23 protein-coding genes and 2 pseudogenes are annotated in these 24415 nt (G+C 72.0%); 15 read left to right on the top strand and 10 right to left on the bottom strand.

What is annotated here, in order from left to right; translation table 11 throughout:
- Positions 1-8 precede the first annotated feature (8 nt).
- A complete protein-coding gene (locus tag Phou_RS16070) occupies positions 9-1055 on the bottom strand; it encodes a S1 family peptidase (RefSeq protein ID WP_218579034.1) in 1047 nt (348 codons plus the stop codon).
- 180 nt (positions 1056-1235) lie between these two features.
- Positions 1236-3596, bottom strand: a complete 2361-nt coding sequence (locus Phou_RS16065; protein WP_173056774.1) for a helicase-associated domain-containing protein — start codon at positions 3594-3596, stop codon at positions 1236-1238.
- A gap of 146 nt (positions 3597-3742) precedes the next feature.
- Between Phou_RS16065 and Phou_RS16060 the strand changes: the two genes are divergently transcribed.
- Both Phou_RS16060 and Phou_RS16055 read left to right on the top strand, forming a co-directional pair.
- Complete coding sequence (locus tag Phou_RS16060) at positions 3743-4327, top strand: HAD family hydrolase (RefSeq protein WP_246273790.1); 585 nt, start codon at positions 3743-3745, stop codon at positions 4325-4327.
- A gap of 35 nt (positions 4328-4362) precedes the next feature.
- Positions 4363-4749, top strand: coding sequence for a cold-shock protein (locus Phou_RS16055; RefSeq protein WP_173056772.1), 387 nt, complete (start codon positions 4363-4365; stop codon positions 4747-4749).
- Here Phou_RS16055 and Phou_RS16050 read toward each other — a convergent pair.
- Positions 4748-5509: pseudogene (locus tag Phou_RS16050) on the bottom strand (1,4-dihydroxy-6-naphtoate synthase); the annotation flags it as partial. The gene Phou_RS16055 and the pseudogene Phou_RS16050 overlap by 2 nt on opposite strands.
- Before the next feature lie 325 nt (positions 5510-5834).
- Between Phou_RS16050 and Phou_RS16045 the strand changes: the two are divergent.
- Positions 5835-6653: a GNAT family N-acetyltransferase gene (locus tag Phou_RS16045; RefSeq protein ID WP_173056770.1), complete on the top strand. Its 819-nt coding sequence runs from the start codon at positions 5835-5837 to the stop codon at positions 6651-6653.
- Between the two features lie 4 nt (positions 6654-6657).
- Here the strand turns inward: Phou_RS16045 and Phou_RS16040 are convergent, their stop codons facing one another.
- Together Phou_RS16040 and Phou_RS16035 are read right to left on the bottom strand one after the other, a co-directional pair.
- Positions 6658-7290, bottom strand: a complete 633-nt coding sequence (locus tag Phou_RS16040; RefSeq protein ID WP_173056769.1) for a futalosine hydrolase — start codon at positions 7288-7290, stop codon at positions 6658-6660.
- Positions 7287-8888 carry an MFS transporter gene (locus Phou_RS16035; protein ID WP_173056768.1) on the bottom strand — a complete coding sequence of 534 codons (1602 nt, stop codon included), beginning with the start codon at positions 8886-8888 and terminating at the stop codon, positions 7287-7289. Before Phou_RS16035 ends, Phou_RS16040 begins: the two co-directional genes overlap by 4 nt.
- Between Phou_RS16035 and Phou_RS16030 the strand changes: the two genes are divergently transcribed.
- Positions 8873-9739, top strand: coding sequence for a DUF3027 domain-containing protein (locus Phou_RS16030; protein WP_173056767.1), 867 nt, complete (start codon positions 8873-8875; stop codon positions 9737-9739). The genes Phou_RS16035 and Phou_RS16030 overlap by 16 nt on opposite strands.
- Here Phou_RS16030 and Phou_RS16025 read toward each other — a convergent pair.
- A complete protein-coding gene (locus Phou_RS16025; protein ID WP_173058429.1) occupies positions 9736-9942 on the bottom strand; it encodes a DUF2530 domain-containing protein in 207 nt (68 codons plus the stop codon). The genes Phou_RS16030 and Phou_RS16025 overlap by 4 nt on opposite strands.
- 149 nt (positions 9943-10091) lie before the next feature.
- Between Phou_RS16025 and Phou_RS16020 the strand changes: the two are divergent.
- The 5 genes and pseudogenes from Phou_RS16020 (at position 10092) to thpR (ending at position 14559) form a co-directional block, all read left to right on the top strand.
- Positions 10092-11502: pseudogene (locus tag Phou_RS16020) on the top strand (NCS2 family permease).
- A 62-nt stretch (positions 11503-11564) separates the two neighbouring features.
- Positions 11565-12014, top strand: coding sequence for a MarR family transcriptional regulator (locus tag Phou_RS16015; RefSeq protein WP_173056766.1), 450 nt, complete (start codon positions 11565-11567; stop codon positions 12012-12014).
- Positions 12015-12157: 143 nt separating this feature from the next.
- The gene (locus Phou_RS16010; protein WP_173056765.1) at positions 12158-13435 is read left to right on the top strand and encodes an MFS transporter; all 1278 of its coding nucleotides are present in this window, start codon (positions 12158-12160) and stop codon (positions 13433-13435) included.
- An 80-nt stretch (positions 13436-13515) separates the two neighbouring features.
- Positions 13516-13992, top strand: coding sequence for a hypothetical protein (locus Phou_RS16005; protein ID WP_173056764.1), 477 nt, complete (start codon positions 13516-13518; stop codon positions 13990-13992).
- A 3-nt stretch (positions 13993-13995) separates the two neighbouring features.
- The gene (gene thpR / locus Phou_RS16000; protein WP_173056763.1) at positions 13996-14559 is read left to right on the top strand and encodes an RNA 2',3'-cyclic phosphodiesterase; all 564 of its coding nucleotides are present in this window, start codon (positions 13996-13998) and stop codon (positions 14557-14559) included.
- A 7-nt stretch (positions 14560-14566) separates the two neighbouring features.
- On the opposite strand, the gene Phou_RS15995 is transcribed toward thpR, so the two are convergent.
- The 4 genes from Phou_RS15995 to Phou_RS15980 all read right to left on the bottom strand — a co-directional run bounded on the left by Phou_RS15995 (position 14567) and on the right by Phou_RS15980 (position 19129).
- Positions 14567-15553, bottom strand: coding sequence for an aldo/keto reductase (locus Phou_RS15995; protein ID WP_173056762.1), 987 nt, complete (start codon positions 15551-15553; stop codon positions 14567-14569).
- Positions 15554-15596: 43 nt separating this feature from the next.
- Positions 15597-16664 (bottom strand): septation protein SepH, encoded by a 1068-nt coding sequence (gene sepH, locus Phou_RS15990; protein ID WP_173056761.1) that lies wholly within the window; start codon positions 16662-16664, stop codon positions 15597-15599.
- 143 nt (positions 16665-16807) lie between these two features.
- Positions 16808-17935: a phosphoserine transaminase gene (serC, locus tag Phou_RS15985; protein ID WP_173056760.1), complete on the bottom strand. Its 1128-nt coding sequence runs from the start codon at positions 17933-17935 to the stop codon at positions 16808-16810.
- Positions 17936-18022: 87 nt separating this feature from the next.
- Entirely contained in the window at positions 18023-19129 is a 1107-nt protein-coding gene (locus tag Phou_RS15980) for a citrate synthase 2 (RefSeq protein ID WP_173056759.1), read from the bottom strand.
- A gap of 216 nt (positions 19130-19345) precedes the next feature.
- Here Phou_RS15980 and pdxH point away from each other — a divergent pair, with 216 nt between their 5' ends.
- From pdxH to Phou_RS15950, 6 genes are all read left to right on the top strand, one after another.
- Complete coding sequence (gene pdxH, locus Phou_RS15975) at positions 19346-19969, top strand: pyridoxamine 5'-phosphate oxidase (RefSeq protein WP_173058427.1); 624 nt, start codon at positions 19346-19348, stop codon at positions 19967-19969.
- Complete coding sequence (locus Phou_RS15970; protein ID WP_246273579.1) at positions 19966-21219, top strand: MFS transporter; 1254 nt, start codon at positions 19966-19968, stop codon at positions 21217-21219. The genes pdxH and Phou_RS15970 overlap by 4 nt, the downstream gene beginning before the upstream one ends.
- Positions 21212-22138, top strand: coding sequence for an aldose 1-epimerase family protein (locus Phou_RS15965; RefSeq protein ID WP_173056758.1), 927 nt, complete (start codon positions 21212-21214; stop codon positions 22136-22138). The genes Phou_RS15970 and Phou_RS15965 overlap by 8 nt, the downstream gene beginning before the upstream one ends.
- Before the next feature lie 3 nt (positions 22139-22141).
- Positions 22142-22759 carry a nitroreductase family protein gene (locus Phou_RS15960; RefSeq protein WP_173056757.1) on the top strand — a complete coding sequence of 206 codons (618 nt, stop codon included), beginning with the start codon at positions 22142-22144 and terminating at the stop codon, positions 22757-22759.
- Positions 22760-22930: 171 nt separating this feature from the next.
- On the top strand, positions 22931-23224 hold the full coding sequence (locus Phou_RS15955; protein ID WP_173058423.1) for a type II toxin-antitoxin system VapB family antitoxin: 294 nt from the start codon (positions 22931-22933) through the stop codon (positions 23222-23224).
- A complete protein-coding gene (locus tag Phou_RS15950) occupies positions 23224-24390 on the top strand; it encodes an acyl-CoA dehydrogenase family protein (protein ID WP_173056756.1) in 1167 nt (388 codons plus the stop codon). Before Phou_RS15955 ends, Phou_RS15950 begins: the two co-directional genes overlap by 1 nt.
- Positions 24391-24415: the final 25 nt, after the last annotated feature.

The following is a 24415-nucleotide window of genomic DNA, read 5'->3' as shown; positions in this document are numbered from 1 at the left end:
GAGAAAGGTCAGCCGAGGCTCAGGCCGTAGACCGACATCACCTCGTTGAGCGGCTGGAAGAAGGTCGTGCCGCCGGTGGAGCAGTTGCCGCTGCCGCCGGAGGTCAGGCCGAGGCCGGAGCTGCCGGCGAAGAGCGAGCCGCCGCTGTCACCGGGCTGGGCGCACACGTTGGTGCGGATCAGGCCGCTGACGGTGCCCTGCGGGTAGGTGACCGTGGCGTTGGTACCGGTCACGGAGCCGCTGCGCACGCCGGTGGTGCTGCCGCTGCGACGCACGGACTGGCCGGTGACCGCGTTGCCGACCGACGTGATCGACTGGGTGCTGCTGCCGGAGTACAGGTACACCGCGCTCGGCCGGGCGATGCTCGTGTTCGTATACCGGACGACGCCGTAGTCGTTGCCCGGGAAGCTTGACGCCGCGCGGGTGCCGAGCGTGGTCGAGCCGTTGGTCCACGTCGAGCCGGCGTTGGTGCAGTGGCCGGCGGTCACGAAGTAGAGCGCGCTCGACGTACGCACGTTGAAGCCGAGCGAGCAGCGCGAGCCACCCGTGTAGATCGCCTGGCCGCCGGCGATGAACAGCTGGAACTTGTCGGGCGTGCTCTCCAGGCGGGCGGCGTCGCCGGCGGCGGCCACAGCGGCCTTCACCGCGGCGAGGCGGGCGCCGGTCACGGTGCTGTCGACGGTCACCACGACCTGGTTGGTGACCACGTCGGTGTGGCGTGCGGTACCGGGCGTGTCGACGGTCTTCGACATGTTCGCCTGTACGGAGTCGAGCTGTGCGGCGCTGTACTTGACCGTCTTGGCGATCGCGCCGGACTGTCGCACCTGCTTCGCCGCGGCGGCATCGGTGACCGCGACGACCATGCGGCCGCTCGCGGTGTCGATGTACGCGCCGCCCGAGCGGGCGCCGAGGCTCTCGCTGAGGCTGGTGGCCGCGGGCGCGTCGGCAGCGAAGAGCGGCTCGGGTGCCGCCTGTGCGGCGGACGGCCACAGCACCGTGCCGACGAGGAGTACCGGCGCGGCGAGGATGACCGCGGCAGGTCGGGTGAGTCTCACGTGAGCCTCCAGGGGGTGTTTGGCACACGTCGGTGACGTGATGGATGATCTCGACCGTTTTGATGCCGAGATGTGAAGAACATTTCCATCACATCGAGCAATTCACAAGAACTAATATGTGGGGGATGTATCCGGCGATATGGCCGTTAAGGCGGCGCCGGGACGCCCGCGTAAGGCGCGTCAGTCGTCGAGGACCGCGGCCGTGATCCGGTGCAGCGCGAAGGTGTGCAGCATCTCCGTGCGCTCGTCCTCCGCGCGCAGGTAGCCGCCGCCGATCGACACCGGCCGCACGAGGCGGGAGGCGGTCGCGCCGTGCGCGTCGACGTAGCCGACCCAGACCAGCGCCTTGTCCCGTACCGCCTGCTGCAGCACGGCAAGTGCCTGGCTGTGTGCCTGTACCGCGGTCAGCCCTTCGACGCCGTGACCGTTTGCGGCGCGGACGGTGACCGGGGCGCGGCGGGCGGCCCGCGCGGCGGCGTCACCCCGCCGCAGGTGCTCGACGATGCCGGCGAGGCGGGGCGGGGTGAGCGGTGGCGGCCCGAGCGGGTCGGTGCGCAGCCCGGCCGAGGTGCGCACGGGTGCCCGGCGCGACTTGGTGCGGCTGAGCACGGCGGCGCCGCTGGCGTCCTCGTGCACCGGCGGGTAGCCGGCCTCGCGCAGCGCGGTGAGCAGGCGCCCGATCTGGTACGGCGTGACCAGCACGGTCGGTGCCAGCCGGCGCAGCGTCAACGCACCCAGCCGCTTGTCGGCGAGCAGCTGCACGAGCAGCGCCTCGTCGTCGCTGCGCACGTACGCCCCGGCGCCACCCGCGCGCAGCCCGCCGTGCTTGCGGGCCACGTCGTCGACCATGTACGTCAGGCCCTGCGGCACCGGTGTGCGGGAGCGGCGGCGGAAGACCGCGTGCAGGTCGTCGGCCGTGTAGCCGGCGTCGAGGGCGCGGCGGACGCTGGCCTCGGTGACCCGGTGCACGCTCGCGCCGCCCGCCGACTCCTGCTCGGCGACAAGCTCCAGCTCGGCGGCGAGCGCCGGCTCCGGCGGTCCGGGCACGACCACGGTGAGGTCGGCCTGCACGAGCACGTGGTCGACGGGTGCGGGGAGGAGGGCGTCGAGGGCGCTGGCGACGCCGGGCTCCTCGTGCGCCCGTACCCCCAGCGGGTCGTCGTCCGCGGCCTCTTCGCGCGTGGTGAGCACCCGCCCGTACGTGGTCAGCGCCCCGAGCCCGGTCACACCGAGCAGTGCCGCGTCGGTGAGGACCTCGCGGTGGATCGCCTCGCGCCCCTTGGCCCGGCGCGGCGCCCGCCAGGCGAGCAGCGCGAGCACCTCGTCGGCGCTCGGCGCGGTGCCTGGTTCAAGCTCGGCGAGCACCTCCAGCACGGCGCGGCGGGCTGCCGGCGCGCCGGCCCGCTCCGCCTCGGTGGCCAGCGCGTTGATCGGCCGGTCGCGCTCGTCACGCTGCCCGACAAGGCCGGGCTGCCGGGTCATGGCCAGCCACGCGGTGGCCAGCCGCTCCCAGCGCAGGGCGAGCGGGATCGCGCGCCACGTGTCGTACGCCGCCGTGGGCAGGAAGATCAACTCGGCGCCGACCCGCGCCGCGGGCGCCTCGGCCTCGCCGGCCAGCCCCGCCGCGTACGCCACCTCGAGCAGCAGCGCCGCCACCGGCTCGTCCAGCGCGGTCACCTTGGCGAGGCGGCGCAGGTCGCGCACACCCATCCCGCCCGAGCGGAGCATGGTCACCGGCTCGGCGTCGAGGGCGGCGAGCAGGGACTCGGCCTGCCGTACCACCTCCATCGCCTGGCCGGCCCCGGCGGAGTCGACGCTCTTGAGCTCGCGGGCCGCGCTGGCGATGGCCGGCGGCCGCACCTGCAGCGGCCCCAGCGGGCCGGAGTCGCGCCGCAGCAGCAGGCCGATCTCGCGGGGCAGCTCCATCGCCTCTCCGGAGATCCGCACGAGCAGCCCGTTGTCGAGCAGCCACCGGACCGGCGAGTCGGCGGCGCTCGTGCCGCCGGTCAGCGTGCCCACCGGCGGACCGGCGGCGAGGCGGTCGAGCACCGCGCGAGCCGGCGGCGGAGCGGCCAGCAGCGTCCGCCGGAGCCGGGCCGGGTCCGCGCAGAGGGCCGCCGCGGTCGCGTCCAGCTCCGCGGCGGGGCGGCCGAGACCGGCGGGGTACGGCGAGGAGACCTCGTCGACGCCGCCGACCACGTGCAGCGCGTCGTCGGGACCCGGCACGAGCAGCAGCTCCCGCAGCCTCCCGAGCGCCGCCCGCACCGCCGCGGCATCGCCCTTGGCCATCGCGAGCACGGCGTCGACCGAGGTGGTGCCCTCGGCCGGGTCGCGGGTGAGGCGCACCGCGTCGAGCACCTGCAACGTCAGCTGGTCGAGCCCGTCGAGCGCGCGCGCCACCGACACCCGTGACTGGGCCCGCACCGCCAGCGCCGACAGGTCGGAGGGCACGGGCATGACGAGGTCCGGCCGTAGCTGGAGCAGCGCGGCCAGGGCGCGGTCGGGCATCGCCCGCAGGTGCTCGGCGAGAGTCGTTGCCATCGTCGTTCCACGCTAGCTGAGGCTGCGTGGTGGCGCGGCCAGCGTTACGGGTCGTCCTGCGCCCGATGGCCGCCGCGCGGGGCCCGCGCGCGTCCTGCGAAGATCGGGGCGTGGCGCAACAGGTGGTTGTCGGGTTCGACCTCGACATGACGCTGGTGGACTCCCGTCCGGGCATTGCCGCCGCGTTCCGGGAGCTTTCCGCGCGCACCGGCGTGTACGTGGACGCCGACGCCGCCGTCAACCGCCTCGGCCCGCCGCTGCGCCACGAGCTGCGCTACTGGTTTCCCGCCGAGCAGGTCGAGGAGGCGGTGGAGGCCTACCGGGCGCTCTACCCGGCGTACGCGATCGCTCCCTCGACGCTGCTGCCGGGCGCGGCCGAGGCCGTCGAGACGGTGCGAGGGCTCGGCGGCAGAGTGGTCGTCGTCACGTCGAAGCTGGGCCGCCTGGCCCGCCTGCACCTCGACCACCTCGGCCTCGTGGTCGACGAGGTGGCGGGAGACCTCTTCGCCGAGGGCAAGGCGACCGCGCTGACGGAGCACGACGTGCGGCTCTACGTCGGCGATCACGTGGCCGACATGGTCGCCGCCCGTACCGCCGCGATTCCGGGGCTCGGCGTCACCACCGGACCCTGCTCCAGCGAGGAGCTTTGGGCGGCCGGCGCCAGCGAGGTGCTTGATGACCTGAATGGATTCCCAGGCGCGCTGACGGGGTTGCTCCGGTTAGCCTTGTGACATCAGCAATCCCGCAAACGGAGTTGAGGTCAGCGGTGCCTACGGGTCGAGTGAAGTGGTACGACGCGCAGAAGGGCTACGGCTTCGTCACCAGCGACGAGGGTGGCGACGTCTTCCTGCCCAAAAACGCGCTACCGGGGGGCGTCACTGAACTCAAGAGTGGGCAGCGGATCGAGTTCGGTGTCGTCGACAGCCGCAAGGGCGCCCAGGCGATGGGCGTGACCCTGCTGGAGGCGCCGCCGTCGGTCACCGAGCTGCGCCGCCGCCCGGCGGAAGAGCTGCACGGCCTCATCGAAGACATGATCAAGGTGCTTGAGGCGAAGGTCATGCCCGACCTGCGCCGCGGCCGCTTCCCGGACAAGAAGACGGCGCAGACGGTGGCCCAGGTCGTGCACGCGGTGGCTAGAGAGCTGGAGATCTGAGCAGGGCCTCCACCGCCTTGTGCCCCTCACTGCCGAGATCCTCGGTGAACTCGTTGACGTACAGCGCTATGTGCTGGTCCACCACGTCCGGCTCCATCTCCTGGGCGTGCGCCAGCACATAGTCGCGGCTCGCCTCCGGGTGGGCCCACGCGTGCCGCACCGAAGCCCGCACCCACTGCGCCGCGACCTCCGGATCCACCGCACCCCGGCGCGCCAGGATCGCCCCGAGCGGTATCGGCAGCCCGGTCTCGCCCTCCCACCACTCACCGAGGTCGGCCAGCGCCGTGAGGCCGTAGCGGTGGTAGGTGAAGCGCGCCTCGTGGATGACCAGCCCGGCGTCGAACCGCCCCGCGGCCACCCCCGGCATGATCTGGTCGAACGGCACGACCTCCACCTTCGCCGGCGGCTGCGCGGCTGCCCACTGGCGCATCAGCAGGTACGCGGTGGTCCGCTCGCCCGGCACCGCGATCGTCGCCCCGGCCAGGTCCGCGCGCGGCTCCTTGGTGAGCACGAGCGGACCGCACCCGCGCCCGAGCGCCCCGCCGCACGGCAGCAGGTGGTAGTCGGAAAGCAGCCAGGGCAGCGCCGCATAACTCACCTTGACCAGGTCAAACGCCCCCTTCTCGGCGGCGGTGTTTGTCACGTCCACGTCGGCGTACGTCACGTCGAACGCCGGCGCCCCCGGCACCAGCCCATGGACGAGCGCATGAAACACGAACGTGTCGTTGGGGCACGGTGAGATCGCGAGTGAGAGCGCCACGCCCCCACGCTAACCCCAAAATGATCCGAGCTACCGCGACGTCCGCCGTGGTCCAGACCGTTGCTCCCGCGGCCTCACCCTCCGCCGTTGGTCACACTCCGGCGGGGTCGGGCTTGTCGCTGACACTCGCCCTTCGTCGCGGGCCCTCTCAAGCTGGGCGCACGTATGCGCCCACCCCCATTCCCGGTCCGTCGACCTCCTGGGCGCATCGGTGCGCCCAGCTTGAGATGCGCGCTAACCAACACACCCGCCCCGTCGCCCGGGGTTATCCACAGGGAAACGGGTGGGGCTTGAGGAGTCACGGCGAGCTTGGCACGCTGCCGGCGTGGGCGAGGACGTGCTGGATCTGGCCGTGACCCTCCGCGCGCTGCGGCGGAGGGCCGACCTGAGCCAGCGGGAGCTGGCCGACCTCGCCGGTCTGCCGAAGAGCACGATCACCCGCATCGAGTCGGGAGAGATCGTGGATCCGCGGTTTCGCACGGTCGAGCGCCTCGTGCGTGCGGCCGGCACCGTGATCGCGGTGGGTGAGCACATCGAGCCCGCGCCGGGCGAAGGGCTGCGTGACCGGGCGGACCGCAACTTTCCGCCGCACCTGGACGTGCGGCCGGTCGAGCAGCTCACCGACTGGGCGGCCGCGTGGTGGGCGCACTGGCACCGGCTGCCGCGCAGGGCGTGGCCGCTGGAGCCGCCGGAGTTCACGTATGACCTGAGTCGCACGCGACGAGCGCAGCGCCGCCACCGGGAGTGGGTGTGGCAAGGGCTGCGCCTGCGGTGGGTTGGCGAGCGCGGGTTGCGTGCCGGCGACGTGTGGCGTCTGGTGGCCGAGGCGCCGGACGGGGCGCCGGTGGGAGAGCTGCGGGCGTTCCTGCGAGGCGCGCATCCGGAGGACCAGCCGGGGTGTGAGGCGGTCCTGGAGGGTGTGGTGGTGGCGCGTGGCCTGCGCGGGATGGGGATCGGGCGGCGGCTGGTGGGCGAGTTCGCCGCGGAGGTGGAGCGGTCGGGCGTCGGGCTCGCGCGGGCCGTTGTCGGTGCCGGGACGGCGGCGGCCTTCCTGCGGCGCTGCGGGTTTCGCGAGGACTCCGGGCGGGTGGTGGCGATGGTGTTCGGGCGGCACGCGGGCTGGGTGCCGGACGGGGCGGGCTGACCGCTCAGGCGGTGAGGGAGCGGGCGGCTCTGGTCAGGGCGGCCAGTGCGTCGGGGATGCGCCAGGCGGCGCGGTCGCGCGGGCCGATCGCGTTGGAGATCGTGCGGAGCTCGGCGAAGGGTAGGCCGGCGTCGATGGCGGCGCGGGCCGCGCCGTACCCCTCCATGCCCTCGGCCACCGCGGCCGGAAAGCGGCGTCGCAGCGCCTGCGCCGTCTCGGCCGTGCCGGTCACCGTGTTGAGCGTGAGGACGTCGCCGGTGATCGCGTCCGGGAGGGCGTCGCGGAGCCTGCCCAGGAGGGTCGGGTCGGCCTCGGCGATCGCGGTGCCGAAGCCCAGCTCGTCCAAGGGGATGAAGCCGTCGGGGGAGTCGGCACCGAGGTCGGCGGCGATGCTGCGGGTGGCCAGGACGGTGGCGCCGAGCGGGGCGCGATGGGCGAAGCCGCCCGCGATGCCGGCGAGGATCACCGCCTGGAACGGGCGTGCGGCGGCCTCGGCCAGCGCAAGCAGGCGCGCGGTGCCGGCGGCGGCCGAGGCGGCGCCCACGCCCACGGCGGCCACCTGTGCGTGACCGCTTGGCAGGCCGGCGCGGACAGCCTCGGCCTCCGCCTCGACGGCGGTCACGACCAGCAGCGTCATGTGGGCGGGCCGGACGACGGGCGGTACACGTGGAAGCCGGGCGGCGGGACGGTGTCCTTTTCCTCTTCCACGACCGGTTTCGCGGCGGGCTCAGGCTCGGGTGGCGGTGCTGCCTTCCGCCGCCACCGCGACTGCTTCGGCTGCTGTGGCGGCGGCGTGGGCTTTGCCGGCGTGGGCTTCGCCGGCTCTGGCTCGGGTGGAGGTGTCGAAGACGGGGGCGTGGCCGCGGTGTCGGCCTCGGGATCGGCGCGGCCGTTCAGCTTGTCCTTGCGCAGGGCGCCGGCGACCACGACCGCGCGGGCGGCGGCCAGCACCGCGACCACCGTGGCGACCGCGATGCCCAGGCGGCCCTGAAACGGGATCAGGCCCAGCGCGCCGCCGGCCACCCACGCGACCATCAGCACGGTCTCGGAGTGCGCGAAGGCGCTGGCCCGCAGCCGCTCGCCGATGCGCTCCTGGATCGAGGCGTCGACCGCGAGCTTGGAGATGCCGCTCATGAACGCGGTCACCAGGCACAGCAGCGCCACCATCGCGAGCGAGAACTTCAGCGTGGTGAGGACCGCCACACCGGCCACGATGATCAGGCCGCTCGACTGGAGGGCGGCCGGGCGGTGGATGCGCATGCGGGTGCCGATGGCCGTGGCGAGGAAGCCGCCGACCGCGAGCGCGCCACCCACCAGGCCCAGGGCGACCTCGTCGCTCACGCTGCGACCGAGAAAGTCGGTCGTGAGGTTGTCGGCCTTGATGGCGAACGCCAGGAACAGCAACAGAAACCCGTACAGCCCGCGGAGTGCGGCGCTGCTCACGAGCGTGGCGACGACCAGGCGGCCGGTGAGCGCGCGGTCGCCGCGGCGCAGCCCCATCGCGGCGAACGGGCGGGGAAGCGTCTCCGGCGGGTCGGAGTCGGCCTTCGGCGGCAGGCGCAGCGCCACGACCATGCCGACCAGGAAGATGATCGAGGCGACGCGCAGCGGCCACTGCGGGCCGAACTTGAAGGCGAGCAGGCCGATCGGCGTCACCGCGGCGCCGGCGATCATGCCGTACACACCGGCGCGCGCGGCCGCCTGCGACAGTCCCATGCCCTCCGGGAGCAGCCGCGGGACGGCGGCGGAGCGGGCCACGCCGTACGCCCGGGAGAGCGCGAGGACACCGAACGCCGCCGGATAAAGGCCGAAGCCGTGGATGTAGTCGGACATCAGCCAGGCGAGGAACGCGCGGCCGAGCATGGTCGTGGCCAGCGCGTATCGCCGGCCGTGGCGGAAGTGGTCGAGCAGCGGCCCGGCGACCGGCGCCAGCACCGCGAACGGGATCATCGTGACCAGCAGGTAGATGGCGACGCCGCTGCGCGCCTCACCGATCGGCGCGCTGAAGAAGATCGTGCCGGCCAGCCCGATGGCGATGAGGATGTCGCCCGCGTACGACGCGGCGTGCAGGTCGAGCAGGCGGGTCATGCCCACCTCGCCGCCGGCACCCTTGGTGCGGACGGCACCGACCTTGCGCCCCGCCCACCGGCCGCTGCGCACAGAACTCCGGCCGAAAAGCCGCGTCCACCGGATCATCGAGCCGACAGCTCGGCCGAGCGATGGCAACAGCGGCATCCCCCATTTTGGCGCATGGCACAATAGCCGGCGTGACCAGGACCGCCGCAGCTCGTGCCGCTCGTCTCGACCAGGTCTGCGCCGAGGCGGTCGATCTGGCCCGTTCGGCGATCACCGAGGTCGACGCCTCCGACGTGGGCGAGCACCTCGACGCGGTGGCCGAGGGAGACCGTGTGGTCACCCACTTTTTCGAGTGCCAGCTCGCTGGCTACCGCGGCTGGCGCTGGGCCGTCACCGTCACCCGCGTCTCGCGCAGCAAGCACGTCACGGTCTGCGAGACGGTGCTGCTGCCCGGCCCCGATGCGCTGCTCGCGCCCGGCTGGGTGCCGTGGCAGGAGCGGCTGCAGCCGGGCGACCTGGGCGTCGGCGACCTGCTGCCGACCGCGCCCGACGACGACCGTCTCGCGCCGGGTTACATGCTTTCCGACGACCCGGCGGTCGAGGAGGTCACCTGGGAGCTCGGGCTCGGCCGCTCACGCGTGATGTCCCGCGACGGGCGCGGTGAGACCGCCCAGCGGTGGTATGACGGCGATCACGGTCCCGACGCCCCGATCTCGACCGCCGCGCCCCGCAGCGCGCGGTGCGGCTCGTGCGGGTTCTACCTGCCGCTGGCCGGCTCGCTGCGGCAGGCGTTCGGCGTGTGCGGCAATCTCTACGCGCCCGACGACGGTCGCGCGGTCAGCGTCGACCACGGCTGCGGCGCGCACTCCGAGGCGACCCGCGAGCCCGAGGCGCCGGTCGACGAGCTGTCCACGGTGTATGACGACAGTGAGGTCGAGTCCGTCGCGGTGAGCCGCGCGCCGGGCTCGGTGGAGGTCGGCGAGCCGCCGGAGCCCTACGGGCACGGTTAGCCGCTGCGCGCGCGGCGCCGCCTCCGGTTTCGGTCGTGGCGCAGCATGACCGCCAGACCGACGAAACCAAGCAGAAAACCGGCAAGGCAGGTCCAGAGCCAGTCGGTGTGCCCGTTATCTTCCAGCCAACCGCGGAAGAAGATCAGCAGCACCAAACCGGCCACCGCCCAGCCGATGATCCCGGCGACGGCGAAGGGCACCATCGGTGGATCGAGCGGCTCCACCCGGGTGGTGGCTCGTGTTGATCAGGCACGAGGCAAGGGTACGGCTTTGTAACTTGCGAGTGCTTCCTCGGTACCCCCTGATCTGGGACGATGCGCGGAACCGTATCCATGATCATAGGTGAGGTTCCATGGACCGTTTCGACCGGTTCTTTGAGATATCCGCCCGTGGGTCCACATTGGGCCGTGAGGTCCGGGCGGGTTCGCCACCTTCTTCACGATGGCCTACATCGTCGTCCTCAACCCCCTGATCCTCTTCGGCGCCACCGACGGCGACGGCCAGAAGCTGGCCATCCCGGCCGTGGCCGCCGCCACCGCGCTGGTGGCCGGCGTGATGACGATTCTGATGGGCGTCGTGGCCCGCTTCCCGCTGGCGCTAGCCGCCGGGCTGGGCGTCAACGCGCTTGTGGCGTACGAGATCGCGCCGGAGATGACCTGGGCCGACGCGATGGGACTCGTGGTCATCGAGGGTGTGATCATCGCGATCCTCGTGCTCACCGGCCTGCGTACCGCCGTGTTCCGCTCGGTGCCCACCCAGCTCAAGACCGCCATCGGCGTGGGCATCGGCCTCTTCCTCGCGCTGATCGGCTTCGTGGACGCGGGGTTCGTCAAGGGCAACGCCGGCACCCCGCCGGTCGGCCTCGGCATCGGTGGCGTGATCGTCACGTGGCCGGCGTTCGTCTTCGTGATCGGCCTGCTGGCCACGCTGCTACTGGTGGTACGCAGGGTCAAGGGCGCGATCCTCATCGGCATCCTCGGCACGACGGTGCTCGCAGTGATCGTGGAGGCGGTAGCGAACGTCGGCCCGGCCGGCGGCCCGAGGGCAACCCGCACGGCTGGTCGCTGAACGTGCCCCAGTGGCCGTCCAGTTGGGACGCGACGCCGGACCTGTCGCTGCTCGGCGAGTTCAACGTGCTGGGCGCCTGGGACCGCGCCGGCCCGCTGGTGGCGCTGATGTTCGTCTTCACGCTGCTGCTCACCGACTTCTTCGACACGATGGGCACGATGGTGGCGGTCGGCCAGGAGGGCAACCTGCTGGACGAAAACGGCCAGCCGCCGCGCACCCGGGAGATCCTGCTCGTCGACTCGGTGGCCGCGGCCGCCGGTGGCGCGGCGAGTGTGTCGAGCAACACCTCGTACATCGAAAGCGCCGCCGGTGTCGCGGAGGGCGCCCGCACCGGTGTGGCCAACCTTGTCACGGGCGCGCTTTTCCTTGTCGCGGTCTTCCTCGCGCCGCTGGTGGAGATCGTGCCGTTCGAGGCCGCGTCCGCCGCGCTGGTGATCGTCGGCTTCCTGATGCTGACCGCCGTACGCACGATCGAGTGGACCGACTACGAGATCGCGATCCCGGCGTTCCTGACGATCGTGCTGATGCCGTTCACGTACTCGATCTCGAACGGCATCGGTGCCGGCGTGATCACCTACGTGCTGATCAAGCTGGTGAAGGGCAAGGCGCGCGAGGTCCACCCTCTGCTGTATGCCGTCGCCGCACTCTTCGTGCTGTACTTCCTACGCGGTCCCATCGAGACGTTGCTGTTCTGACGCTCGTGACCGTGGTCATATTCGGTGGTCGTTAGCCTAGCTTATTAGTTAGGCTAACGACCGTGACGGAGCGGACGGTGATGGCGGTGCCAGTGACCGCTGTGCAGCTCGCGCCTATGGTGCGCGATGCGATCACCAGGCTCAACCGGCGGGTCCGGCAGACTCGGCCCGTCGGTGACCTCACGGCGACCCAGCTCAACGCGCTGACCAGTCTTGAGCTGGCCGGAGCGCTGACCCCCCGGGAGCTCGCCGATGTGGAGCGGGTCCAGCCGCCGACGATGACAAAGATCGTCGCAAAGCTGGAGGAGCGCGGCCTCGTGCAGCGCTCGCCCCACCCGACCGATGGGCGCCAGGTCATCCTGGCGGCGACCGAGGCCGGTCGCGCGGTTCTGGCTCAGTTCGAGCGGGCCCGCGACGAGTGGCTGGCCAGTCGCTTGGCGGAGCTGCGCCCAGAGGAACGCGACACGCTGCAGCGAGCAGCCGAGATCCTGCGAAAGCTCGCCCGCGCCTGAGCACCGCTCACCGGTGTCGCTTCGTCCACTGTGGATGACGCGTACCGGCTGAACTTCTTTCAACCGAACAGCGCGGCGCCGCCAAACGGCGGGCCGCAAGTGGGGTTGGAAAGGGTTCATTGGTGAGGGAGGCGCACTCTCAAGTGCGGGCAAAGCTGAGCACCACTTTCCAGTCGTTGACGGTTCGTAACTACCGGCTCTTCGCGACCGGTCAGCTGATCAAGCTGATCGGCGTCTGGATGATGTTCATCGCGCAGGACTGGTTGGTCCTCGAGCTGTCGGATGACTCGGCCACCGCCCTGGGTGTGGTGACGGCACTGCAGTTCACGCCCGTACTGCTGCTCACCCTCTTTACCGGGCGCCTCGCCGACCGGTACGACAAGCGCCTGCTCCTGCTGATCGCCAACACCACGTGGAGCGTCCTGTCGCTCGCGATGAGCATCCTCGTGGTGAGCGGAGCCGTCCGGCTGTGGCACGTCTTCGTCTTCGCCGCCCTGCTCGGCGTGGCCAACGCGGTGGAGACGCCGGTACGCCAGGCGTTCGTCTCCGAGCTCGTCGGCATGTCGCTGCTGCCCAACGCGCTCTCGCTGTCGGCCGCCACGTTCAACGTCGCGCGGATCGTGGGACCGGCGGTGGCCGGTGTCGCGATCGCCTTGTTCGACGTCGGCCCGGTCTTCATGATCAGCGCGGTCAGCTCGCTCGCGCCGCTGCTCATGCTCGCCCGGATGCGGGCCGCCGACCTGCACCGCCAGGAGCTGCCGCCGATCGACGAGCGCGACGCGGCCAAGGTCACCGACGGCCTGCGGTACGTCGCCCGTCGCCCTGACCTCGTCATGCCGATGGTGCTCATCTCGGTGATCGGCATGGTGCTCTTCAACTTCCAGCTCACGCTCGCCGCGCTGGCCAAGACCGTCTTCAACACCGGCGCCGCCTCGTTCGGCCTGTTCACGACGGCGCTCGCGGTGGGCGCGCTGGGTGGGGCACTGGCCAGCAGCGGGCGGCGCGAGCGCCCTTCGGCGTACGTGGTGATTTTCGCGGCCCTCGCCTTCGGTGTGCTCGGCACGCTGGTCGGCCTCGCGCCCGCGTACTGGCTCGTGTCGCTCCTGCTCGTGCCGACCGGATTCTTCATGGTGTATTTCGCGCAGGCATCGAACCAGCGCATCCAGCTCAGCGTCGACCCGGCGTACCGGGGTCGTGTCATGGCTCTGTGGGTGCTCGTCTTCCTCGGCACCAACCCGGTCGGCGCCCCGCTGATCGGCATGGTGGCCGAGAAGTACGGCGCAGGCGTGAGCATCTGGGCGGGCGGCCTGATCTCGATCGCGACCGCGGCGCTCGCGCTGGTCTGGCAGCTGCGCCGCACCGGTGGGCGGCTGCGGCTGCGGCTGCGTCCACTGCCCCGGCTGTACGTCGTGCACGCCTGACGAGCCCCGCACAACGAGTCCGCCATCCGTCAACTGAAACTGGTAGCAATAGTCGAAGAATCGGCTTAGCGTGAAGGATCGTGGCCATCGTGCACGCGGTTGTGCTGGCACTGGCGCTCGTAGCGCTGGTGTTCCTGCCGTGCGCGGTGGCATTCTTCATCTGCTCCGACGGCCCGGTCCGCCACATCCGGCGCCGGCTGGGCGCGCGCCGCGAGCGCCTGGCACTGCACCGCCTTGACCGCACGCTGGGCCAGCAGGCCATCTCGCTGGCCGAGCTCGACGAGCACCAGCCGAGCATCCAGCAGATCGCCGCCGATCTGCGCCGCCTCGACCGCCAGCGGCTCGGCATCGCCACCCACTCCAAGGTGTGGCACGCCGCGGTCCTGCTGGCATACGACGACCGCCTCCGCCTCGCCAGCCGGTGCCTCGGCGTCCCCGAGCACCTCGACCAGCTCGACGGCGTCGACCTGGAGATCGAGCGGGTGCGGGTCGAGGGCGAGCTCGAAGCGGCCGGCCTCGCGCTGCGCCCCGGCGCACCCCGCCACCAGGACCACTAGCCGTTGCGGCTCTTCGTCGCGGTCTACCCGCCGCAGCAGGTGGCTGACGACTTCGCCGCCTGCGTCGAGCGGCTGCGGGTCAGCCAGGCCATGCGCGCCGGCGTCAACACCCGGGTCGCCGCGCGGGACAACTGGCACGTGACGCTGGCGTTCCTCGGCGACGCGCCGGACGACCGCGGGGCGGACGCGGCCGCGGCGGTCGAGCGGGCCGCGGCACTCGCCGAGCCGTTCGAGGTACGGCTCACCGGCGGCGGCCGCTTCGGGCGCCGGCGGTTCACGATCCTCTGGGTCGGGCTCGGCGGCGAGGTGCCGGCGCTGGCCGGGCTGAGCAAAGGGGTGCGGCGCGAGCTGAAGCGGGCCCGCCTCGACTTCGACCCCAAACCGCTGCGCCCGCACATGACCGTCGCCCGGCCCGGCGACCGCGTCGACCTGGCGGCGGTGGATGCCGACCGGGCGGCACTCGACGCGTACGAGGGTCCACCATGGACAGTGGCCGAGGTGGTGCTGGTGCGCAGCCACCCCGGCCCCAAGCCGACCTACGACCGCCTCGGCGCGTGGCCGCTCTGAGCGGCAGCTACCAGGCCCACGCCTCCGGCGCCGGGCCGCCGTTGCCCACCGGCGGGAAGAGCTCGTCGAGCTGGGTCAGCACGTCGTCGGTGAGCACCACGTCGAGCGCGCCGAGTGAGGCGTCGAGCTGCTCGGCGGTGCGTGGCCCGATGATCGGCGCGGTCACGCCCGGGCGGGACAGCAGCCAGGCGAGCGCGACGTTCGCCGGGTCGTACCCGAGGTCGGCGGCAAGCTTCTCGTACGCCTCGATGGTCGCCCGGTGCTCGGCCAGCGAGTCGGCCGCCCGCCCGCTCTTGGCGCGCGCCGCCCCACCCTCGGCGATCTTGCGGATCGCCCCGCCGAGCAGGCCGCCGTGCAGGGGCGACCAGGGGATGATGCCGATCCCGTACCGCTGGGCGGCCGGCACCAGCTCAAGCTCGACGTGCCGGGTGAGCAGGTTGTAGAGGCACTGCTCGGAGACCAGCCCGAGGAAGTGCCGCGCCGACGCGGTCTCCTGCGCCTGCGCGAGGTGCCACCCTGCGAAGTTGGACGAGCCGACGTAGAGCACCTTGCCCTGGTCGACCAGTGTCTGCATCGCCTGCCAGATCTCCTCCCACGGCGTCTCGCGGGAGATGTGGTGCATCTGGAGGAGGTCGATCCAGTCGGTCTGCAGGCGGCGCAGCGAGTCTTCGGCCGAGCGCACGATGTGGCGGGCGGACAGGCCGCGCTCGTTGGGCCAGTCGCCCATCCGGCCATACACCTTCGTGGCCAGGACCACCTTCTCCCGCCGGCCGCCGCCCTGTGCGATCCAGCGGCCGATGATCTGCTCGGTGACCCCTTCGCCGGCCTTCCCGCCGTACACGTTGGCGGTGTCGAAGAAGTTGATGCCGTGCTCCAGCGCACGATCCATGACGGTGAAGCTGTCCGGCTCGCTGGTGTGCGGGCCGAAGTTCATGGTGCCGAGGCAGAGGCGGCTGACCGACAGGCCGGTGCGGCCCAGGTTCGTGTACTCCATACGCAAACCCTGCCACGCCGATCAGGCGATGGCAGCGCGGAGATCAGGAGGTCTCGCGGGCGGCCGGGCCGGTGCCGAAGAGCACGTCGTCCCAGCTGGGCAGGCGCTTGCGCGGCTTGCCACCGGCCTCGGTGGACTCACCCGCCGCGGCGGCACCGCCGGTGGTGCGGCGCGGGCGCAGCACGGCCAGCGACGGCACGGCGGGGACCTCCTTGGGCAGGTCGCTGTCGTCGTCGAAGGCCGAGCCCTGGCCGCCGCCGAGCAGCGCGGCCGCGCCACCGGCCACGGGACGCTGCCGGGACGGCTCGGTGGGTGCGGCGGCAGGGTCGAGGCCGCGGCCGGGCGAGCTGATCGGCCGGTCGAGCGAGGCGAGCAGCGCGTCGCGGCCGGCCCGGATCGGGTCACGGGTGCGCGACTTGTCGCCGGCCGCGGGCAGGCCGTGGCCGCCGCGGCTGGGCTCGGTGCGGGACGGCCCGGGCAGGCCGTGGCCGCTGCGCTCGGGCGGCGGCTCCTGGCCGAGGATCTGCGTCGGCCGCTCGGCGCACAGGTACTGCGCCATGTCGTCGTGTGGAGAAACCACCTGGCGCGTCTTGTCGAGCTCCCAGATCGCCTGCGCGGTGGCCTTGCCGGAGGGCCAGGTGGCCACGATCCGCCAGGTGCCGTCTTCGCGCCGGTAGGCGTCCCAGGAAATTTTTTCGGAGTCGATGCCGTGCTGGGCGAGGCGGCCGTCGACCACCTCGGAGAGCGGCGCACCCTTTTCTGACGTCTTCAGGCGCGTGCGGCGAGCGTGCTGAGCGAGCATCGCCCGCTCCTGCAGGACCGGCCCGGCGTAGCGCAGGACCCGATCGACCGGCACGCCCGCGATGCGGGCGACGTCGTCGGCGGACTCGCCGGCGCGGATGCGCGCCTGGATGTCACGCGGGGACAGCGACGGTGCCGGCTCGCTGCCGGTGCCGGCCACGGACAGAGTCACCGAGCCCACGCCGGGCTCGGCGTGCAGCGCGGTGGAGATCCGCTCGTCGAGAGGGAGCGCGAGGAGCCGGCCCACCTCGTCGGCGAGCACCAAGGCCTGGCCGTCCTCGGAGAGGGCGACGAAGCGTACTGGCCGCATCGCGTTGCCTCCGTCCCGCTTCGCTGGCCTCCGCCATCCCTGGCCAGCCACACCCAGGGATGTCCTCGCCACACGGTACGCGCAATCTTCACCCCGCGGGGGAGGCCACACGGCATGTCGCGTGGCCGCCACCCACCAGGGTTCTAGAGGCGCTCGACCACGTAGTCGATGCAGGCGGTGAGCTTGTCGACGTCGCTGGGGTCGACGGCCGGGAAGAGCGCGACGCGCAGCTGGTTGCGGCCGAGCTTGCGGTACGGCTCGGTGTCGACGATGCCGTTGGCCCGCAGCACCTTCGCGATGGCCGAGGCGTCGACACCGTCCGCGAAGTCCACAGTGGCCACGACGTTCGACCGGAGCGCGGCGTCGCTGACGAACGGGGTCGCGAAGGACGAGCGCTCGGCCCACCCGTACACCACGCCGGCGCTCTCGGCCGTGCGCTTTGTCGCCCAGGACAGCCCGCCCTGCGCGAGCATCCAGTCGGTCTGCTCGGCGGCCAGGAAGATCGTGGCCAGCGCGGGCGTGTTGTACGTCTGCTCCAGCCGCGAGTTGTCGATCGCGGTGACCAGGTCGAGGAAGGCGGGGATGTAGCGGCCCGACTCCTTGATCTCCGTGGCCCGCGCCAGCGCGGCCGGGGACATCAGCGCGATCCAGATGCCGCCGTCGGAGCCGAAGCACTTCTGCGGCGCGAAGTAGTACGCGTCGGTCTCGCGCACGTCGACGTCGAGGCCGCCGGCGCCGGAAGTGGCGTCGACCAGCAGCAGCGCACCGTCGTCGGCGCCGGCCACCCGCTTGATCGGCACCGCCACGCCGGTGGAGGTCTCGTTCTGCGGCGTACCGTACGCGTCGACGCCCGCCTCGGCCTCGAGGGACGGCGCGGAGCCCGGCTCGGCCTTGCGCACGGTCGGGTCGCCGAGGAACGGCGCGGCCTTGACCGAGGAGGCGAACTTGGCACCGAACTCGCCGAAGCTCGCGAACTGCGCCCGGTCGCGGATCAGCCCGAACGTCGCGACCTCCCAGAAGGCGGTGGAGCCGCCGTTGCCCAGGATGACCTCGTAGCCCTCGGGCAGGGAGAAGAACTCGGCGATGCCCCGGCGCAGGCGCGCGACCTGGTCGCGCACCGTCTTCTGCCGGTGGGAGGTGCCGAGGAAGGTGGTCGCCACGCCGGACAGCGCGGTCACGGACTCGGGGCGCACCTTGGACGGCCCGCAGCCGAAACGGCCGTCGGCGGGCTTGAGGTCCTCAGGGATCCGGATGCTCGGTGTGTCAGCCACGGCCGACATCTTTCCACCCAACTCCGGCGGGCCGGGCCATGGCCCGCCGGAGTGTAAGCAAGGGCACGCTTGCCCAAGATCGAGTGCTCAGAGGCCGTGCGGGACGGTGTCCCAGCCCTCCACGTCGGTGGGCTTGCGGGGTGCCGGGCCGACGTACGTGGCGGAGGGGCGCACGAGCCGGTTGAGCCCCTTCTGCTCCAGGATGTGCGCGCTCCAGCCGCCCATCCGCGCGCAGGTGAACATCGAGGTGAACATGTGCGAGGGCACCTCGGCGAAGTCGAGCACCACCGCGGACCAGAACTCGACGTTGGTGGCCAGCACCCGGTCGGGCTTGCGGTTGTGCAGCTCCTCCAGCGCGGCCTTCTCCAGCGCCTCGGCGATCTCGTAGCGGGGCGCGCCGAGCTCCTTGGCGGTGCGGCGCAGCACGCGGGCGCGCGGGTCCTCGGCCCGGTAGACGCGGTGGCCGAAGCCCATCAGCCGCTCGCCGCGGTCGAGCACGCCCTTGACGTACCCCTCGGCGTCGCCGCTGCGCTCGACCGCCTCGATCATGTGCAGCACGCGGGAGGGCGCACCGCCGTGCAGCGGGCCGGAGAGCGCGCCGATGGCGGAGGAGACGCAGGCTGCCGCGTCGGCGCCGGTCGAGGCGACGACCCGCGCGGTGAAGGTGGAGGCGTTCATGCCGTGCTCGGCGGCCGAGATGAAGTACGCGTCGACGGCCTTGACGTGCCGGGGGTCGGGCTCGCCCCGCCACCGCTTCATGAACCGCTCGACGATCGTGGATGCCTTGTCGATCTCCTTCTGCGGCACGGCCGGCAGGCCGAGCCCGCGGGCCGACTGCGCGACGAACGAGAGCGCCGTTACCGACACGCGCGCGAGGTCTTCGCGGGCCTGCACGTCGGTGATGTCCAGCAGCTGCGACAGGCCCCAGTACGGCGCGAGCATCGCCACCGCGGACTGCACGTCGACCCGTATGTCGCCGGAGTGCACCGGCACCGGGAACGGCTCGGCGGGCGGCAGCCCCGGGCCGAAGCGACCGTCGACGAGCAGGGCCCAGACGTTGCCGAACGAGACCTGGCCGATCAGGTCTTCGATGTCAACGCCGCGGTATCGAAGCGCGCCGCCCTCTTTGTCGGGCTCGGCGATCTCGGTCTCGAAGGCGATCACGCCTTCCAGTCCCGGCTTGAAGTCGGACATTTCGCTCTCCTGGATCCTGTTGTCCGCACTGACAGCGCCAAGCCACGTGGTGACCACGGCAGGTTGCGTGCCATCTTGCCTGGTGAGTAACTAACTTTGCGAGCGCTCGGTCTTGTGGTACATGCGACATCATCCCTTTTCCGCCGAGTTAACGGGGGTTACCCCTCGCGTCGAGAGGATGGGGCCGTGATCGGCGACACACCTGAACCGGCTCGCATGCGCCGCGACTACGGCACCGCCAACGCGCTTTCTCCCGATGGCCTGGCCGGCGACTGGTGGGTCCAGTTCGACCGCTGGTTCGCCGACGCGGTGGACGCCGGCCTGCCCGAGCCGAACGCGATGATCGTGGCCACCGCCGACCCGCACGGCCGCCCCAGCGCCCGCACGGTGCTGCTGAAGGGGTACGACGAGCGCGGGCTTGTCTTCTACACCAACTACGAGTCGCGCAAAGGCGTGGAGCTGGCGGCCAACCCGTACGCCAGCCTGGTCCTGCCCTGGTTTGCGATGCGCCGCCAGATCGTGGTCGCCGGCTCGGTCTCCCGGGTGAGCCGCGCGGAGACCGAGGCGTACTGGGCCACCCGCCCGCGCGAGTCACAGCTCGGCGCCTGGGCCAGCCCGCAGTCCCAGGTCGTCGCGGACCGGGCCACCCTCGACCGGGTCTACGAGGAGACGGAGAGGAGGTTTCCGGAGCAGGTACCCGCGCCCGAGCACTGGGGTGGACTGCGTGTCGCGCCCCACACCGTCGAGTTCTGGCAGGGCCGTACCGGTCGGCTGCATGATCGATTGCGCTACCGCCGCACCGACGAGGGAGTGTGGATCATCGAGCGGCTGGCCCCTTGACGCGGAGCCTCACCCGGAGTTGGGCGATCGACGTCCGCCCGCTGAGTGTTCCCGCGTACCGCCGCATGTGGGTCGGCAACGCGGTCTCCTTCTTCGGCTACCAGCTCACCGCGGTCGCGGTACCGGTCGAGATGTTCGCGATCACCGACAACTCGCTGTGGGTCGGCCTGCTGGGCATCGCCGGCCTCGTACCGCTGATGATCTTTGGTTTGTGGGGTGGCGCGGTCGCGGACGCCGTGGACCGCCGCCGGCTGCTGCTGGCCAGCTCCACGCTCATGTGGGCCTCGACCGCCGGCCTGCTGCTTCAGGCGGTGCTGCGGGTGGGCAGCCCGACGCTGCTGCTCGGGCTCGTGGCGGTACAGACCATCGCGTTCGCGATCAGCTCGCCGACCCGGCAGTCGATCATTCCGCGCCTGGTCGGGCCCGAGCTGCTGCCGGCCGCCAACACGCTCAGCTTCACCACGACCAGCGGCAGCGCGGTGGTCGGTCCGCTTGTCGCCGGCCTGATCTTCGGGACCTTCGGCACCGAGAGCGGGCTGCCCATCGCGTACGGCGTGGACGCCCTCTTCTTCGCGGTCGCCTTCTGGGCCACGCTCCGCCTGCCGCCCATCCCGCCCGGCGCCGAGCGGGCCACGATCGGGCTGCGCAGCGTCGTCGACGGCATCCGCTACCTGGCGACCACGCCGGTACTGCTGCTCTCGTTCGCCATCGACCTGATCGCGATGGTGCTGGCCATGCCGCGGGCGCTGTTCCCGCAGGTGGCGCAGGAGCGGTTCGGCGGCGGCTCCGCGGTGGGCTGGCTCTTCAGCGCGATCGCGATCGGCTCGGTGATCGGCGGCCTGACCTCGGGCTGGATCGGCCGGGTACGCCGCCAGGGCGTCGCGCTCACCGCCGCGGTGGTCGCCTGGGGCGTGGCGATCGGCGTGTCCGGCCTGGCCCACCAGCTGTGGCTCGTCGTGCTGCTGCTCGCCCTGGCCGGCGCCGCGGACCTGGTCAGCGCGGTGTACCGCCAGTCCATCCTGCAGACCTACGCACCCGACCGCTTCCAGGGGCGCCTGCAGGGCGTGTTCATCACGGTCGTGGCCGGTGGACCCCGTCTGGGCGATTTGCGGGCCGGTGCCATGGCCGGCCCGTGGGGCGTCACGCTCGCCTGGGCGGGCGGCGGCTTCGCGGCCGCCGCGCTCGCGTTGGTGCTGGTGCTTGCCTTCCCCGCGCTGCTTCGCTACCAGATATCGTCAGCCGATGGATAACGGTACGACCCCGCTCTCCGGGGCACAGTGGACGATCGCGGCCGAAGGCCACGAGGCGGTCGTGGTCGAGGTCGGCGGAGGGCTGCGGCACTACCGGTGGCGCGGGGTCGACTACGTGGATGGGTACGGGGACGACGAGCTGCCCCCGGGCTGCGCCGGCCAGATCCTGGCGCCCTGGCCCAACCGCATCCGCGACGGCAAGTACACCTTCGGCGACCGCCAGCTCCAGCTCTCGCTCACCGAGCCGATCCGCAACAACGCGATCCACGGCCTGGTCACCTGGCAGCCGTGGACGCTGGCGGAGCAGGCGCCCGACGCGGTGACGATCGAGTGCGCCATGCCGGCCCAGATGGGGTACCCGTGGCCGCTGCGCCTGCGGGCCGAGTGGCAGGTCGGCGCCGACGGGCTGCGGGTCACCCACTCGGTCACCAACGCCGGCCGCGAGCCGTGCCCGTTCGGCTTCTCCGTCCACCCGTACCTGCGGCTGCCCGGCGTCCGCGCCGACGACATGCTGCTGCGCGTGCCGGCCCGCAGCCGCCTGCTTGTCGACGGCCGGCTGCTGCCGATCGGCGCGCAGAAGGTGGCCGGCACCGAGTTCGACTTCACCGAGCCCCGCCGTATCGGCGCCACCGTGCTGGACACCGCGTTCGCCGACATCGAGCGGGCCGGCGACGGCGGTTCCACAGTGGAGCTGTCCACAGCCGACGGTGACCGGGTGGCGATCTGGGGCGACGACACGTTCGGCTGGTGGCAGGTGTTCAGCAGCGACACGCTCACCGGCGACCGGTTCCGCCGGGCGGTGGCGATCGAGCCGATGACCTGCCCGCCCGACGCGTTCCGCTCCGGGCGCGGCCTGATCGTGCTGGAGCCCGGGCAGACCTGGTCCGGCACCTGGGGGATCACCCCCGGCAAGGGCTGAGCGGTGGAGTTCCGCGACGTGGTGCGGCGCCGCCGCATGGTCCGCAACTACGACCCGGACCGGCCGGTGCCGCCCGAGGCGGTCGAGCGCCTGCTCGCCCACGCCACCCGCGCGCCGTCGGCCGGCTTCTCGCAGGGTTGGGGCTTCCTCGTCCTGACCGAGCAGGCCGACCGGGAGCGGTTCTGGGCGGCCACCACGCCCGAGGGAAACGGGATGACCGGCTGGCTGGCCGGCATGAGCCGCGCACCGCTCGTGGTGGTCGCGCATTCCAACCGCTCGGTGTACCTCGAGCGGTACGCGGAGCCGGACAAGGGCTGGACCGACCGCGACCCGGGCCGCTGGCCGGCGCCGTACTGGGACATCGACGCCGGCTTCGCCAGCCTGTTGATGCTGCTCACGGCCGTCGACGAGGGGCTTGGCGCGTGCTTCTTCGGCATCCCGCCCCAGCGGGTCGCGGGCTACCGCGAGGCATTCGGGGTGCCGCCGGAGTTTTCCCCGATCGGGGCGATCACGGTCGGCTATCCGGCTCCGGACCGCCGCTCGCCGTCCCTCAAGCGGGGGCAGCGGCCACCCGACCAGGTCATCCACCGCGGCCACTGGACAGGACGGCGTGCAATATAGCTGACATTTGGCCCCTTTTCGCCGGGACAGCGCGTTGGGTGAGTGGTGCGGACAACCGGAAGTGGCGGCGAAAAGGGTTCACTAAGGAACAAACCGAGGTGTCGGCGGCGGTCGCTAGGCTGGCATCCGGTCGACAACGGGTACGGCGACATGGGAGGGGAGCGTGCCGTCGTGATCTTCAAGGCGGTTCGGGACGGGCGTCCGTATCCCGACCACGGCCTCACGCTGAAGCAGTGGGCGGAGATCCCACCACGGCCGATCCGGATCGACCAGCTCATCACGACCAAGCGCGAGCTCGCCCTCGACAAGCTGCTCGCCGAAGACTCGACGTTCTACGGCGACCTCTTTCCACACGTCGTCCAGTGGAACGGCGCGCTCTATCTCGAAGACGGCCTGCACCGGGCGCTCCGCGCGGCCCTGCAGCAGCGCAACCAGATCCACGCGAGAGTGCTGGTGTTGAGCTGATGCGCGCCCTTCCGCTCGACCTGATCGACGTCGACTCGCTGCACACCGACGAGGAGCGGGAGATCCGCGACGTCGTGCGCAAGGTGGTCGACGACCTGGTGCGGCCGCACGTCGCGGATTGGTACGAGCAGGGGCACGTGCCGGCCCGCGACCTCGCGCTGGAGTTCGGCAAGCTCGGCCTGCTAGGCATGCACCTGACCGGATACGGGTGCGCCGGCGCCTCCGCCGTGGCGTACGGGATGGCCTGCCTGGAGCTGGAGGCGGGCGACTCGGGCGTGCGGTCGCTGGTGTCGGTGCAGGGCTCTCTCGCCATGTACGCGATCTGGCGCTTCGGCAGCGCCGAGCAGAAGCGGCAGTGGCTGCCGCCGATGGCCGCCGGCGAGGCGCTGGGCTGCTTCGGGCTGACCGAGCCCGACCACGGCTCCGACCCGGCCGCGATGAAGACCCGTGCCCGCCGCGCGGGCGACGACTGGCTGCTCAGCGGCACCAAGATGTGGATCACCAACGCGCCGGTGGCCGACGTGGCGGTGGTGTGGGCGCGGGCCGAGGAGGGGGTGCGCGGCTTCGTCGTGCCGATGGACTCACCCGGTGTCACCGCGCGCGAGATCAAGCACAAGATGTCGCTGCGCGCGTCCTCGACCGGTGAGCTGGTGCTCGACGAGGTGCGGCTGCCCGCCGACGCCGTCCTGCCCGAGGTCCAGGGCCTGAAGGGCCCGCTGTCCTGCCTGACCGAGGCGCGGCAGGGCATCTCGTGGGGTGCGCTGGGTGCGGCGCGGGAGTGCCTGCACACGGCGCTTGACTACGCGGTGTCACGGGAGCAGTTCGGCCGGCCGATCGGCGGGTTCCAGCTGACACAGGCCAAGCTCGCCGACATGGCCCTTGAGCTGCAGAAGGGGTACCTGCTGGCGCTGCACCTCGGCCGCCTCGCCGACGCGGGCAGGATCCGCCCCGAGCAGGTCAGCGTCGCCAAGCTCAACAACGTGCGGGAGGCGCTCGCCATCGCCCGCCAGTGCCGCACGATCCTCGGGGCCAACGGGATCAGCGGGGAGTACCCGGTGCTCCGCCACGCCAACAACCTGGAGAGCGTGCTCACGTACGAGGGCACCTCTGAGATCCACCAACTGGTCATCGGGCAGAAGCTGACCGGCTTGTCAGCATTCGTCTGAACGGCTGACCCGCCCGACCTAAATG

Source organism: Phytohabitans houttuyneae, assembly GCF_011764425.1.
GTDB classification, from domain to species: Bacteria; Actinomycetota; Actinomycetes; order Mycobacteriales; family Micromonosporaceae; genus Phytohabitans; species Phytohabitans houttuyneae.
The sequence above is the reverse complement of the archived record's forward strand: the minus strand, read 5'-3'. Positions and strand labels throughout refer to the sequence as shown.